This is a genomic window from Frankia sp. R82 (assembly GCF_023716925.1).
Taxonomy (GTDB): domain Bacteria; phylum Actinomycetota; class Actinomycetes; order Frankiales; family Frankiaceae; genus Frankia.
Genome location: NZ_JAMQQG010000296.1, coordinates 19,232 through 32,910, shown reverse-complemented (window position 1 = coordinate 32,910; position 13,679 = coordinate 19,232). Strand labels below are relative to the sequence as shown.

At 71.3% G+C, this 13,679-nt stretch carries 10 protein-coding genes; 4 read left to right on the top strand and 6 right to left on the bottom strand.

Translation table 11 applies throughout. The annotated features are described in order from the left end of the window. Positions 1 to 156 precede the first annotated feature (156 nt). The gene (locus ND747_RS23475; RefSeq protein WP_251736354.1) at positions 157 to 1,041 is read right to left on the bottom strand and encodes a rhomboid family intramembrane serine protease; all 885 of its coding nucleotides are present in this window, start codon (positions 1,039 to 1,041) and stop codon (positions 157 to 159) included. 196 nt (positions 1,042 to 1,237) lie between these two features. On the opposite strand from ND747_RS23475, the gene ND747_RS23470 reads away from it, so the two are divergent. Together ND747_RS23470 and ND747_RS23465 are read left to right on the top strand one after the other, a co-directional pair. Then, entirely contained in the window at positions 1,238 to 2,602 is a 1,365-nt protein-coding gene (locus ND747_RS23470; RefSeq protein ID WP_251736353.1) for an adenosylmethionine--8-amino-7-oxononanoate transaminase, read from the top strand. Between the two features lie 669 nt (positions 2,603 to 3,271). Further along, a complete protein-coding gene (locus ND747_RS23465; RefSeq protein ID WP_251736352.1) occupies positions 3,272 to 4,876 on the top strand; it encodes a GGDEF domain-containing protein in 1,605 nt (534 codons plus the stop codon). A 112-nt stretch (positions 4,877 to 4,988) separates the two neighbouring features. Here the strand turns inward: ND747_RS23465 and ND747_RS23460 are convergent, their stop codons facing one another. From ND747_RS23460 to ND747_RS23440, 5 genes are all read right to left on the bottom strand, one after another. Beyond that, entirely contained in the window at positions 4,989 to 5,825 is an 837-nt protein-coding gene (locus ND747_RS23460; protein WP_251736351.1) for a bifunctional 5,10-methylenetetrahydrofolate dehydrogenase/5,10-methenyltetrahydrofolate cyclohydrolase, read from the bottom strand. Positions 5,826 to 6,170: 345 nt separating this feature from the next. Then, on the bottom strand, positions 6,171 to 7,058 hold the full coding sequence (locus tag ND747_RS23455) for a TetR/AcrR family transcriptional regulator C-terminal domain-containing protein (protein ID WP_308204679.1): 888 nt from the start codon (positions 7,056 to 7,058) through the stop codon (positions 6,171 to 6,173). 142 nt (positions 7,059 to 7,200) lie between these two features. Next, entirely contained in the window at positions 7,201 to 8,697 is a 1,497-nt protein-coding gene (locus tag ND747_RS23450; protein ID WP_308204678.1) for an MDR family MFS transporter, read from the bottom strand. Positions 8,698 to 9,105: 408 nt separating this feature from the next. Then, positions 9,106 to 9,687 carry a pyridoxamine 5'-phosphate oxidase family protein gene (locus tag ND747_RS23445; RefSeq protein WP_285901000.1) on the bottom strand — a complete coding sequence of 194 codons (582 nt, stop codon included), beginning with the start codon at positions 9,685 to 9,687 and terminating at the stop codon, positions 9,106 to 9,108. Between the two features lie 134 nt (positions 9,688 to 9,821). Continuing rightward, positions 9,822 to 11,138 carry a pentapeptide repeat-containing protein gene (locus ND747_RS23440; RefSeq protein ID WP_251736349.1) on the bottom strand — a complete coding sequence of 439 codons (1,317 nt, stop codon included), beginning with the start codon at positions 11,136 to 11,138 and terminating at the stop codon, positions 9,822 to 9,824. Between the two features lie 111 nt (positions 11,139 to 11,249). Between ND747_RS23440 and ND747_RS23435 the strand changes: the two genes are divergently transcribed. After that, entirely contained in the window at positions 11,250 to 12,302 is a 1,053-nt protein-coding gene (locus ND747_RS23435; protein WP_251736348.1) for a YafY family protein, read from the top strand. A 212-nt stretch (positions 12,303 to 12,514) separates the two neighbouring features. Further along, on the top strand, positions 12,515 to 12,964 hold the full coding sequence (locus tag ND747_RS23430) for a DUF456 domain-containing protein (RefSeq protein ID WP_251736347.1): 450 nt from the start codon (positions 12,515 to 12,517) through the stop codon (positions 12,962 to 12,964). Positions 12,965 to 13,679 lie beyond the last annotated feature (715 nt).

Below are 13,679 nucleotides of genomic sequence, written 5' to 3'. Positions count from 1 at the left end.
GCGGGAACTGCGGGAACTGCGGGAACTGCGGGAACTGCGGGAACTGCGGGAACTGCGGGAACTGCGGGAACTGCGGGGCGGATCATTCTGGGCAAAATGGGCGCCAGGTCGAGCGGGTGGGTTGTGGAGGCGGTGTGAATGCGAGCGCGAAAGCCCTCAGTAGCTGCGGCGGTGCCGAGCATTCGGGGGGCGGGGGGTCGAGGCGCGGCCGGTGCCGCGGATCCAGCGGTGCTGCGGAACGGGCGGTGGAATCCCGGGGCCGGCGGCCCGCAGCGGCCGGATGAACGGCGCGACCAGCAGCGCTCCGACAAGAAAACCGACCACATGTGCGCCATAGGCGACGCCACCACCGTCGGCCACGCCGAATCCGGTGAAGTACACGTACTGCAGGGCGAACCAGAATCCGAGCACGATCCAGGCCGGAAGCCAGAAGGGTATGAAGAAAAGTACCGAGACGAGGCCGATGACGCGGGCTCGCGGAAACAGCACAAGATAGGCGCCGAGCACCCCGGCGACGGCACCGGAGGCGCCGATCATCGTGCCGGACGAGTTGTTTTCGAACAGGGCGTAACCGTAGGCCGCCGTGTACCCGCAGGCAAGGTAGAAGAGCAGGTAGAAGAGCCTGCCCATGCGGTCCTCGAGGTTGTTTCCGAACACCCCGAGAAACAGCATGTTGCCCAGCAGATGCAGCCAGCTGCCGTGTAGGAACATTGCGGTCAGGACCGACAGCACGGGTGTCTTGTCAAAGCCCGCCGGGGTCTGGACGATGCAGCCCGCATTTCCGGCGGCGTCCACTCCGATGTGCCCGGAGCTCACCGTGGACAGTGGCGTGTTGTGGACGAGCTCGCGCGGTATCGCGCCCCATTGCTGGAAGAACCGCTGTTGCTCGCAGACGTTCTGTGGCGGTGAGGTGGCGATCCCGGCGACCGAGCTGACCACGGGTTCGAGGAACACGAAGATCACAACGTTGGCGGCGATCAGCAGCCAGGTGATCACGGGTCGTCGACTGAGCGGGTTGATGTCGTGAATCGGGATGACCACACCGATATCCTGCCTCGCCGCCCGTCGGCCGCCACGCGGGGGCATCCGTGCGCCGCGCCGAGCCGTCTGCGTCCGGGTCCGGACGGGCCGGTGTGCCCGAGGGGCGTGGCCGACCGCGCCGACCGCGCCGACCGTGCTGGCGACCAGCGGGGATGGTGCATCCACGTCTGGCGGCGGGATGCGCCACAGTGGAGGCGTGACTGCACAGATGTCCGGTTCGACGTCCGACGTGGTGCCCGCCCCGGTGCTCAAGGTGACTCGTCGCGCCGAGCGGGCGGCGGACCACGAAGGCGATCTGGTGGCACGGGATCGGCGGGTCGTCTGGCATCCGTATGCGCCGCCGGCGGCGGCACCGCTGTTCGCCGTCGCCGAAGCCAGCGGCGTGCGCCTGCGGCTGACCGACGGGCGCGAGCTGATCGACGGGATGTCGTCGTGGTGGGCGGCGATCCACGGCTACCGGCATCCGGTGCTCGACGAGGCGGCCCACCGGCAGTTGTCGGCCATGTCCCACGTCATGTTCGGCGGGTTGACTCACGAGCCGGCCGTGCGCCTCGCCGAGACACTCGTCGCGATCACGCCGGAGCCGCTGCGCCGGGTGTTCTTCGGCGATTCGGGTTCGGTCGCCGTCGAGGTGGCCATCAAGATGGCCCTGCAGTACTGGACGGGACGGGGACACCCGCGGCGGACGCGGCTGCTCACGATCCGGCGTGGCTATCACGGTGACACGTCCGGCGCGATGGCGGTCTGCGATCCGGACGCGGGGATGCACCACCTGTTCAGCCACCTGCTGCCGCGGCACATCTTCGCCCCGCCACCCGGATGTGCCTATGACGAGCCCTGCGAGGACGTCCATCTCGCCGAGTTCGCCGCCCTGCTGGCCGAGCATGCCGACGAGGTCGCGGCGGTCATCCTCGAGCCGGTGGTGCAGGGCACCGGGGCGATGCGCTTCTACGCGCCCGGCTGGCTCGCCCGGGTGCGTGCGCTGTGTGACGAGCACGGGGTGCTGCTCATCGCCGACGAGATCGCCGTCGGCTTCGGCCGGTCCGGGGAGCTGTTCGGCTGCGACCATGCCGGGATCAGCCCCGACATCATGTGTGTCGGCAAGGCGCTCACCGGCGGGTACCTGTCGCTGGCCGCGACGCTGTGCACCGACGAGGTGGCCGACGGCGTGGCCGCGTCCCCGGTCGGGGCGTTCATGCACGGCCCTACGTTCATGGCCAATCCGTTGGCCTGCGCGATCGCCCAGGCCAACGTCGAGCTGCTGCTGGACTCACCGTGGCGGGAACGGGTCGCCGGCCTCGAGCGGGGCCTGCGCGCGGGGCTCGCCCCGGCGGCCGCGCTGCCGGGTGTCGCCGACGTGCGGGCGCTCGGTGCGATCGGCGTCATCGAGACCCGGGAGCCGGTGGACATGACGGTGATCCAGCCCTTGCTGGTGGATCTTGGCGTCTGGGTGCGCCCGTTCGGCCGGCTGGTCTACACGATGCCGCCGTACATCATGACGCCGGCGGACCTGGCCACCCTGACCGCAGCCATGGTCGAGGCCGTCGCACGCACCACCTGAGCCCGTCCATCTGAGCCCGTCCATCTGAGCCCGTCCACCTGAGCCTCCCGTGTCCGTCCGGGGGTCCGCGTCAACGGAGCCCGGACCCGCCTGGTCGGGCGGCTGGCCGGCCTCAGGGGCTGGTCCCGGAGGGACCCGGCCAGCTGATCCCTGGCTGGTCCGGAGATGGCCCCTGGATGGTCCCGGACGACGAGCAAGACGGTTTCCCGGGCGTGTCGTGTGTGGTCTCTCGTCGGGGACGGGATGGGGGCGCCCCGGCCTTCCGGGGCGTCGCCGGACTTTCGGCTCCGCATTCGTCGCCGCAGGTCAGATGGCATTTCTGGAACGTGCGGGCGGGATGTCGGCGGGGGCAATGCCCTCCGGAGAGCAGGGTGCGGCACTTACCTGCGGCATTGGGGGAGTTGCGAATCTCGCGCATCACTTCGTACTCTTCGTTCTCAACGATTTACTGTGAGTAGCAACGACGAGGTTGGAATCGCCGGGAGGTCCCGGTCGAGCACGGCGGCCGTGGACCAGAACGAGGAAGGCGCTCCGCCAATGCCGTTTCGTATTCGTCTACCGCGTCCCATGGGCCGCGTTCTGCAAGGGTTCCGCGGCTTGCTTCGACGCCGGGCGCCGAGTGCCGCCAGGATGTCGGACGCGTCCGGCGCGTGCTCGCCGATACTGCGGATGGCGGGCCTGGGCGTCCCGGCGGCGGAGACCGGATGCCCACCCGGCGGCCAGTCCGGCGGCGCCCGCGAGAGCAGCGTGCGAGCTTCTGACGGGCGACCCATCGGCGCTTGTGATGTCGGGGTCGGCCCCGTCGGCGTCCGCCCCGTCGGCGTCCGCCCCGTCGGTGCCCGCGATGTCGGTGCCCGCGGCGTCGGCGCTCTGGAGGTTGGTGTTCGGGACGTTGGTGTTCGGGACGGGTTCGTCGCAGGCGGACCGGCGGGTCTGTTCATCGGACGTGGCTGGATGCTGTGGCGGGCGCCGCAGACGGTACTGCGTCGGATTGTGACGGTGACCGCGGGCTGGCTGGTGCTGGTCGGCTTCGCGGCGGCCGAGACCCGTCCGAGGTGGGCGGACATGGGAACGTTCGCCGCGTTCCTCGTGCTCGGATCGGTGGCCGTGCTGCTGTCCGCACGCCTCGGCGCAGAGCTGGCCGACACCCGTCTGCCACGCCATGATCTGCTGGCCAGTTGGGCGCTGGCCATCGCGGTGCTGCTGCCGCCGCTGTACTCGACGGTGATCGGCCTGCCGTTGTGCTGGCTCGCCGGGCGACCCGAGCCGGCCCGACCGCCGCACCTGCGGGTGTTCCAGGCCGCGAAGCTGGGCATCGCCGGGTTCGGCGCGTCCACGGTGCACCTGCTGCTCAGCCCGAGCGGCGGACCGTTCACAGTCGAGGACCTGATCGGCTCGGGCGGGGCCACCATCGCCTTCCTGGTGGCCGTCGCCGTGCACCCGGTGCTGGTCAGCCTGCCTGGACTCGGCCTGTACCGCCATGGCCGTCCCGACGGTCTCGGCGCCTGGCTGGGCGAGACCGCGCCGCGCGTTGGGATCATCCCAGGCCGTCCCGGCGGCGCCGGTGGTGCTCGTCGTGCCGGCAGGGCTGGTCGTGCCGGTATCGACCAGGGGGAGGCGCTGCCGACCTGGGCTGCGGAGATCTGCTCGGCGATCATCATGGCGGTCCTGTGGTCGGTGAGCCCGTACCTCATGCTGGTGGTGACTCCGCCGATGCTGCTGCTGCAGCGCAGCCTGCTGCACACCGAGCTGCTGCACGCCGCCCGCTGCGACGCGAAGACCCGCCTGGCCAACCCCGCCTACTGGCACCAGGTCGCCCAGCGTGAACTCGATCGGGCCCACCGCACCGGACGGCCGCTGACGGTTCTGCTCGTCGACATCGATCACTTCAAGCGGGTCAACGACCGCTTCGGCCATCTCGTCGGCGACCTCATCCTGCTCGCCGTCGCCGACGCGTTGCGCGCCGCGACCCGACCGCACGACCTCGTCGGCCGCTTCGGCGGTGAGGAGTTCGTCGTCCTGCTGGCCGAGGGGGAGCGCGACAGCCCGCGCGAGGTCGCCGAGCGCATCCGCCGCCAGGTAGCTGCCACGCACTGCCTGCTGGACGGACAGCCGCCGCTGTCGGTCACCGTGTCCGTCGGCGTCGCGACCACGGACGGCCCCCGCGGCGACCTGACGACCCTGCTCTCCCGCGCCGACACTGCCCTCTACCAGGCCAAGGCCGCCGGCCGTGATCGCGTCCACCTCGCCGAGCCACTGTGCGCCGCCCACTGACCTTGCCGACGCCCCACCGCGCCGGGCCTGTGGACGGTCCACCGCGCCGGGCCGTGGACGGCCGATCGAGCCGATCGGCCCGTCCGCCGAGCCCGCGGACCGGTTGGTCGTCCTAGCGCTGCTGCTGGTGGGCGGCGCGGATCGTGTTGCGTAGCAGCAGCATCGTGGTGACCGGACCGACGCCCCCGGGTACCGGGGTGAGGGCGCCGGCGACCGGTGCGATCGCGGTCGCGTCCACATCCCCGATCTGTCCACCGGTGGTGACGGCGGTCCCGACGTCGATGACCGTTGCGCCGGCCCGGACGAACCCGGCCCCCACCAGCCGCGGTCGCCCGGTGGCGGACACGATGATGTCCGCCTCGTGGGCAATGGTGATCAGGTCGGTCGTCCGGGAGTGGCAGACGGTGACGGTGGCATCCTCGGCCAGCAGCAGCAGGGACACCGGCTTGCCGACGACCGGCCCCCGACCGATCACGCATGCCCGGGCCCCCGCCATCGGGATGCGCGCCCGGGTCAGGATCTCCACCACGGCGGAGGCCGTCGCCGGGGCGAACCCCGGCAGGCCGAGCGCGAGCCGTCCGAGACTCGCCGGGTTCATCCCGTCCACATCCTTGTCGACCGGGATGCGCTCACCGACTTCCAAGGAGCTCATCCCCGCCGGTAGTGGCGTCTGCACGATGATGCCGTCGACCAGCGGATCCTCGGCCAGTGCGTCGACGGCGTCCAACAGCGCCGTCGGGCCGCCGATCGGGACGTGCGGCTCGCAGCGCACGCCGACCTTGCCCGCCGTGCGCTCGAGGATGTGGGTGTAGGAACTGGCCGCGGGATCCGCAGTCGGCAGGACCACCGCAAGTGTCGGTGTCTTGCCGGCGCTCATCAGCCGATCGGCCTCGTCGATGACATACCGGCCGATCTCGGCGGCCATCGACCGCCCGTCGAGCAACCTCATGCGGAGTTCCGATCTCGAATGCGTGCAACCTCGTCGCATAGGACCTGGGTGGCATCGAACGTGGATGGCATCGAATGTGGATGGCATCGAATGTGGTGCCATCGGATGTCGAGTATCGGTGGCACGACCCCATCTGGTGTGCCATCCTGAGAAATTTTGGTACGGTCTGGCGGGCTCAGCCTCTGTCGTACCGTAGCAAGGCTGCGCCGTCCGGTACCTGCGGCGGGGTACCCGATCCGGGCTTGGCCGGGATCCGCCGCGGCCGGCTCCGTGAGTGGATCGAGTGGTCCGGGAATCCGGCGCACGGGCCGATCGGTGCGCAGGCTTCTGGTCGGCGTCACAACCTCAGCGGGGCAGGTCGCGCAGGATCAGGTCGAGTCCGGCCAGAAACTGGGCCTCGTTGTCGTCGCGCAGGTGCGGCGCGACATCGGAAAGGTCCGGATGGCGGTCCTGCGGTGCGTTGACGGCCGCGACCGGCCCGCCGTCGGCGCCGGCACCCTCCCGTTCCAGGGCCCGCGCCAGCTGGCGGGCCTCGGACAACGTGTGGCCGAGGGTGTAGAACAGCAGCGTCTGGTAGACGTTCGCCGCGTCGACCGGATCCATTCCGGCCCGGTGCAGCTGGGCGACCGCATGATCTGATCGCTCCCAGTAGGCGCCGACCCCCGGCGGGCGCCGCAGCACCAGCGGGGCCAGCGTCGGGTGCGCGAGCAGGGATCGGCGCAGCTGCCGAAAGTTGGCGCGGATGTCCGCCCGTGGGTCGTCCGACAACGGCAGGTCCGCCGAACCCTCCCGCACGACGCTGTCCAGCAGCGCGTCCAGCAGCGCGTTCTTCGTCCGAAAATGCCGGTACATCGCGGTCGGGTCACATTCGAGGAACGCGCCGAGCCCCCGCATACTGAACGCTCCGGCACCCTGGGTGTCCACGACCTGGATGGCCGCTGCCATCAGCACCTCCCGCGACAGCGTCCCCCGGGGGGTCCGCCGCGGCCTGCGGGTGCGCCGCCCACCACCACCTGCTGTTTCCGCCGCTTCTGGCTGCTCTGGCTGCGCCCCGCGTTCCGGTGGTTCCGCGGGTGCTGGCTGTGCCGCGGCGGTCTCGGCGCCCGCCGAGAAGCTGCCGTCCTGCCGGGCAGTGCTGTCAGGTGGGGTACTGCCGTCCGATGGGGTGCTGCCGTCCGCGGCGGGGTCGCCATCTGGCGTGCCGTCCGGCTGGCTGTGTTCGTGCTCGTTCATGCCGTCGTTCCGCCTCCGCGTCCGTCGCCGTCCCTGTGCCTCGCCGTCCCTGTGCCTCGCCGCCATCATGATAATCAACGGTGTTGACGCCATCCCGCGGCCGTCCGGCCGGAAGGCCGCGCGGCCGGCGGCGGGCTTGGCCTTACGGCACCTGGGACGTCCGTGGAGACGGGTTGCTGGGGGTGTCCCCGCCGTGGGAGTCCTGGGCGTGGTGAGAGTCGGAGCCGGAGTCGTGACGGGAGCGGGTGCGGTCGGCGTCGGCGTCATGGATGGTCAGGGCGGCCAGGGCGCCGAGGAGAGCGATGCCTGCGGCGACGAGCAGGGCGACGTGGTAGCTGGTCAGGTTGGGGGCGGGGCGACCGGCGACCAGGTGGGAGGTGCCGACGGCGGCCAGTGCGGTGGACAGGACCGCCACGCCGATGGCGCCGCCGAGCTGGCGCTGGGCGTTGAACAGGGTGGAGGCCCGGCCTGTCTCGGCGGGGCTGATCCGGGCGAACGCCGCCGCCTGGGTCGGGACGAAGACGTGGGACATCGAGTAGCCCAGGCCGAACATCGCCAGGCGCATCCACCACAGGTTGGTGCCGGCGTCGACCAGCGACATCAGGGCGGCCATCGTGCCGACGCCGAGCAGGCCGCCAATCATGACCCGGCGGGGACCGAACGCGGGGTACAGGATGCGGCTGGTGACCTGGGAGCCGGCCATGACGCCCAGCGCTTCGGGGAAGGTGGACAGGCCCGAGTTCAGCGCGGACAGACCCAGACCGTCCTGGAAGAACAGAGCGACGATGTACAGGCTGCCGAGGAAGGCCGCGGTGGCCAGGAACATCACCGCGTTGGTGGAGCGGAACAGCCGGTCGGCGAACAGGCGCAGGTGCAGCAGGGGAGCGCGCGAGCGCAACTGGTCGAAGACCAGGGCGACGAGCAGCACGGCGCCGACGGCAAGGCTGGACAGGATCAGCGGGGACGCCCAGCCCCGTTCCGGGCCCTCGCTGATGCCCACCATGACCAGGGCGAACCCGAGGCCGGAGAGCAGGAACCCGCGGATGTCGAACCGTCCGGCGTCGGGCTCGACATGCTCGGGCAGGTAGATCAGGCCGAACAACAGCGCGAACAGGCCGATCGGCAGGTTCACGAAGAACACCCAGCGCCAGGACAGGTCGGTTACCAGCAGACCGCCGAGCACCGGTCCCAGGGCGGGCGCGAAGGCGGTCGGAATGGTGAGGATGCCCGATGCCCGCACCCGCTCGCCTGGTGGGAAGGCTCGGAACAGCATCGCCATCCCGGTCGGAGTGAGCAGCCCGCCGCCGACGCCCTGCAGGATGCGGAAGGCAACCAGCTCGGCAAAACTGGTTGCGATCCCGCACAGCATCGAGGCGATCGTGAACAGTGCCACCGCGGCGAGCAGGGTGCGTTTGCCACCGAACCGGTCGCCGACCCAGCCGGAGGCCGGGATCACCACCGCGAGACTTGCCAGATAGCCGACCGAGATGGCGCTGAGCCCCGACGGCCCGATGTCGAACTCGCGCCCCAGGGTGGGCAGCGTGACGTTGACGATCGTGACGTCCATGATGGACATGAACATCGCGGCCACGAACACGACGCTGACGGCCACTTTGGGGTTGCGCGGCGACAAGCTCACGGATATCCCAATCTCGTTGACGGCTGCAGGCTTCCTACCGATCTTGGGTTTTTCCGTGATGATGGTGCCCGTAGCCGCGGTGCCCGCCGTCGTGGGGTCGCCGCCACCGGCGCGGTCGCTGGTTCTGCTGGTGCGGCCGTCGTTGCTGCCCCGGTTGCCGCGAGACTCGGTAGGTCCCTACGTTCGACGCACCTGACAGAGTCCTTCCCGGCTGCCGGCCATCCAGCACCTACGGCCGGTTTTTCCCGGCCCGTCACCCGTTCTGACGATGCCTTCGTGCCCCGGCCCGGAGCAAAAGATGCCCGTGAGCTTCCGTGAGCGCCGGTGCGGGCCAGTCACCTCCGTAAACGCGGCAAGGCCCGTGGACGGCGGGAAGGCCCGTCGACTCCGATGCCAGTGGCCGGCGCCTCAGGCGTGGGCGGTGGGTGTCTCGGTGGTGCGGGGAGCGGCGGACCAGGATTCGACGGGCTGGTCAGAGCCGTTGCCGCGCCGCTGGACGCGGATGGCGGGGTAGCCGGGGCGCCAGCTTTCCAGGATGATCTCCTGCGCGGCCTCGTCCACACTGGTGCGGACGATCTCGGTGAGCTCGACGCGGAACAGGTCGAACGGCTCCGGCGGAGTGACCTCCTCGGCGAAGTGGGCCAGCGTCGCCGGGTCGGCGACCCACCGGGCGAGCCCGGCGACGCGCACGTCGCCGCCGGCCATGTCGGTGCCGGGGCCGGGGTTGGCGCTCAACGAGAAGCGGGGATCGCGGCGCAGGTCCGCGACCTTACGGGCGCCGGGCATGCTGCCCAGCCAGAGTTCACCGAGCCGGAACGTCGTCTCGATGCCACTGGTGCGCGGGGCTCCGTCCAGCCGCACCGTGGCCAGCACATGGTGGCGAAAGGCCTCGAACCGGGCTTGCACGGTCGCCGCAAGGGCGGGCTGGATGTCGGCGAAGTCCTGCCAGGATGTCGTCACGCTGCCATCCTGCGGGGCGAACCCGGCCATCTACTGGCAGGGTTCGCGGCTGTGGTCGCAGCCATGGGCCCTCGCCGCGCAAGGCGTTGCCTCGGGAGTCCCGCGGCGCAATCTTTGGACGGCAGGGATGTCGGGACGGCAGGGATTTCAGGGCGGCGGGGATTTCAGGGCGGCGGGGGGGCGGGGGGCTCGTCGTCCATCGGGTGGGGTTCCCAGGCAGCCGGGCGTCGCAGGCCCGCGGGCAGGAGCGTGCGCAGGCCGCCGAGGGCGCTGTCCACCTGGTCCTGCGTCAGCGACCGGACGCCGGTCAGGTCCGCGCCGGTCAGGTCGGCACCCGTGAGCTCGGCGCCGGTGAGGTCCGCGCCGCGGCAGTGCGCCTTGGTGAGCGTGGCGCCGGTGAGGTTCGCCCCCACCAGGTCGGCGTCGGCGAGCTCCGCGCCGATCATCCGGGCGTCGGTGAGATCCGCGCCGAGGAGACGCGCCCCCGCGAGCGCCACTCCGGGCAGATCGGCGCCGGTGAGCTGGGCGCCGATCAGGCGCGCCTCGGTGAGGTCCGTCCCGATCAGGCGGGCACCGCGCAGGTTCGCCCCGGACAGCCGCGCGCCGCGCAGCGTCACCCCGGACAGCCGGGCGTCGGCAAGGTCGGCGCCGGTCAGATCGGCACCGGTCAGGATGACGAAGGTCAGTTCGACACCACGCAGATCGGCGAAGGTCAGATCGGCCCCGGTCAGATCCGCCTGGTCGAGCCGGACCCGGCGCAGATCGGCCCGGGCAAGCCCAAGCTCACGCAGGGTCGCCGGCCCGGTGAGATCGGCGTGCCGCAGATCGGCGCGCAGGACGCCGTCTCGCTGCGGCAGCCCGGCGAGGACCTGGACGGCGGCCCGGATGTCGGCCGCCGGCGTCACCTCTCCGAGCGGCCCGCGCTGCGCCGCCGACGAGGCCCGTCGCGCCGTGTCCGTGCTGCGGGCCCGCGCGAACGCCGACAGGACCTCGACGACGGTGACCTGATCGGTGGGGGATTCCCGGGCCAACCGACCGAGCGCGTAGATCCCGCCGAGACGGACCTCGACCGCCTCGGCGGCAAGCTGGCCGACCGCGCTCGTGTACCGCCCGCTGGAATGCCGGGTGGTCGCGACCCGCTGGGCCCGCTCCGACGCGGTCCGGACCTGCGCCGCGACCAGCGCCAGTGCGCCAGCCACCAGCGCCGCCGCGATGATCGCGAGCAGCGCGGCCTGCAGCGTCGCCCGCGGTTCGCCCGGCTCGCCGTAGAGCAGCGTCGGTACCCACACCGCCGCGGCCACAGCGGCAGTCCCGCCGAGGGCACCCCCCAGCAGCATGGCCGTCCGGCGTGGAACCAACCCGGCCGTGCGCGAGAACACGGCCCGGAACCGCTCGTCGGGCCGATCGCCGCGCAGCTCGCTGTGCCGCTCGCGGCGCGGCCACGCTCGGCGATCTGGTTGCCCTGCTTCCCCGTCAGTCATGGCAGAGCTGGTATGCCCCGGCAGCCCCCGCCTGGCACCCTCGCCGCCACCCCGTCTGCCGGCGGGTAACCATGCCATCCGATGTCACCGTTTCGGGGCTAGCATCCCGGGATGCGCTCGAGTCGACTGACCGCCCTGCTGCTGTACCTGCAGGCCGTCCGCCGGGCCACCGCACCGGAGCTCGCCGCGGAGCTCGAGGTGTCGCTGCGGACCGTCCGCCGTGACATTGCCGCTCTGCAGGACGCGGGCGTCCCGCTGTGGACCGAACCGGGGCGCCACGGCGGGGTCCGGCTCACCGACGGCTGGCGCACCGATCTCGACGGGCTCACCGGCGACGAGGCCGCGGCTCTGCTGCTCGCCGGGGCCGGGCCGCAGATCCTCGCCGGCCTCGGCCTGGCCACCGCCGCCGCGACCGCCCGCACCAAGGTCCTCGCCGCCCTGCCGCCCCGGCCGCGCGTCCACGCCGGGCAGGTGCAGCAGCGGTTCCTGCTGGACGCCCCCGGGTGGTTCCGGCGCTCCGAGCCCGTGCCGCACCTGTCCGCCCTCGCCGAGGCGGTCTGGGCCGCCCGCCGCCTCGACCTCGGCTACACCCGCCGGGACGGTGGCGCGACGACCCGGCGCGTCGACCCGTTGGGCCTGGTCTGTAAGGCCGGCACCTGGTATCTCGTCGCCTGCCATCGGGGCCGCATCCTGAGTTATCGGGTCGCCCGGATCACCCGGGTCGCCTCGCGGGCCGAGACGTTCGCCCGCCCTGCCGGGTTCGAGCTGGCCACCTGGTGGCACGACGCCGGTGACGACTTTGCCCGCTCGCTGATGCGCTGGACCTGCCGGCTTCGGCTCTCGCCCGAGGCCCTGGCCGGCCTGCGTCACGCCGTCGGCCCGGTCGCCGCCCGGGACGCTCAGGCCACCGCCTCGCCCCCCGACTCCGGCGGCTGGCGGGTGGTGGACCTTTCCACCGAGGGTTTCGAGGTCGCTCTGGGCCAGCTGCGTGACCTCGGCGCCGGCGTGGAGGTCCTCGCCCCCGCCGACCTGCGTGCCGCCCTCGCCGCCGAGGCCCGACGCATCGCCGACCGTAACGCCGGCCTCCCTCCGCCGTCGACGTCGTTTCCCGCGCCGTCCTCGCCGCCGCTGTCCTCGCCGCCGTCCACCGCTGCTTCGCGGTAGTCCTGCCCGCCGCGGTCCGCTCCCTGCTGCCGTCGGCCCTGCTCCGCATCCAGTCCCACCGACTTCTTGATCGCTACTGTCGTGGGCGCGGGAGTCGGACGTTTGTCATGCTGTCCCGCAAGGTGTCGGCGGGCCGGTAACGTCGCCGAAAGGGTGAATGAGAGGGAGGGCGCACCATTAGTACCGCGCAGCTTCTGGCCGTCGCTGCGGTGATGGCCGTCGGACTGGTCGGTGTCGTGCTCCCGGTATTGCCCGGGCTCGTTCTGGTCTGGGCCGCGGGCCTGTGGTGGGTGATCGCGGACGGCGGTGGGGTCGGCCGCTGGATCGTGCTGGCGCTGATGACGGCCCTGCTCGTGATCGGCGCGTTGACGAAATACGTCCTGCCCGCCCGGGCCACCGCCGGGCGCGGCGTCCCCTGGCCGAGCCTTGCGGTCGGCCTGGCCTGCGCGATCGTCGGGTTCTTCGTGATCCCGGTGATCGGCCTGCTGATCGGCGGGGTGCTCGGCGTCTATGTGGCGGAACTCGTTCGCCTCGGCGACCATCGCACCGCCGCCGCCACCACCTGGGCGGCGATCGTCGCCTTCGGCATCGGGGTTCTTGTGGAACTGTTCGCCGGAGTCGCCATGGCCGCCGTCTGGGGCGTCGGCGAGCTCGTCCTCTGACCGCGCCCGCTCCCGCTCCCGCTCCACCCGCCGACGCCTGTACCCGCCTGCTACGTTCCGCATCCATATGCTACGTTCCGCGTTCGTCTGCTACATTTCGCGTCCATCCGTTACCATGCGTGTCCATCTGTCGCCGCCGGCTGCTGTACCCGCCCGCCGCACCCCGGTGCTCGGTCGCACACCCTCGAGAGTGTCGTCGTCCACGTCCGAGGTGGAGGGTTGTTCGGGTTTCAGGGCCCGATTTTCCGAATAACCCTCCACATCAGTGTGATTATCCCTTGGCGTGGCTGTGATCGAGCCTCGCGTGTGGTCTGTGCGGCGGAAATGCCGGGATGCGGCGTCCGGGATCGACGGATCGCCGCACGCGAACACCCCGAGTCCACAAGTCCGTAGTCCTGGTCCAGGAACTCGGGGCAGACGCCCGGACGGCCGGATGTAAAGGCCATTTCCGATATTTTGTCGGGACGGTGACCAAGGATGCCGACGCGACGTTGATGGAGGCGATTCATGAGGTTGGCATAATGCGAGGGTGAAGGAAACGCGCCGGAAATCGGCTAGATGATTTTCGATGTCCCGGAAGGGAGCGGGCGGACGGACGGCGGCAGGCAGGCGGGCTGGGAAGAACGCACGGGCTGGGAAGAACGCACAGCCTGGAACGGTGAGGCGGATCGGAGCGGGCGGACCGCATATGAGCGGGGTGCGCCCGGGCGGGTGA

What these genes read in the sequence shown, in the direction of transcription:
- ND747_RS23455 (WP_308204679.1), bottom strand. Translation starts at nt 7,058, where the DNA reads ATGAACGAGCACGAACACAGCCAGCCGGACGGCACGCCAGATGGCGAC.
- ND747_RS23465 (WP_251736352.1), top strand. Translation starts at nt 3,272, where the DNA reads ATGGCGGGCCTGGGCGTCCCGGCGGCGGAGACCGGATGCCCACCCGGC.
- ND747_RS23435 (WP_251736348.1), top strand. Translation starts at nt 11,250, where the DNA reads ATGCGCTCGAGTCGACTGACCGCCCTGCTGCTGTACCTGCAGGCCGTC.
- ND747_RS23460 (WP_251736351.1), bottom strand. Translation starts at nt 5,825, where the DNA reads ATGAGGTTGCTCGACGGGCGGTCGATGGCCGCCGAGATCGGCCGGTAT.
- ND747_RS23430 (WP_251736347.1), top strand. Translation starts at nt 12,515, where the DNA reads ATGGCCGTCGGACTGGTCGGTGTCGTGCTCCCGGTATTGCCCGGGCTC.
- ND747_RS23440 (WP_251736349.1), bottom strand. Translation starts at nt 11,138, where the DNA reads ATGACTGACGGGGAAGCAGGGCAACCAGATCGCCGAGCGTGGCCGCGC.
- ND747_RS23445 (WP_285901000.1), bottom strand. Translation starts at nt 9,687, where the DNA reads ATGGCCGGGTTCGCCCCGCAGGATGGCAGCGTGACGACATCCTGGCAG.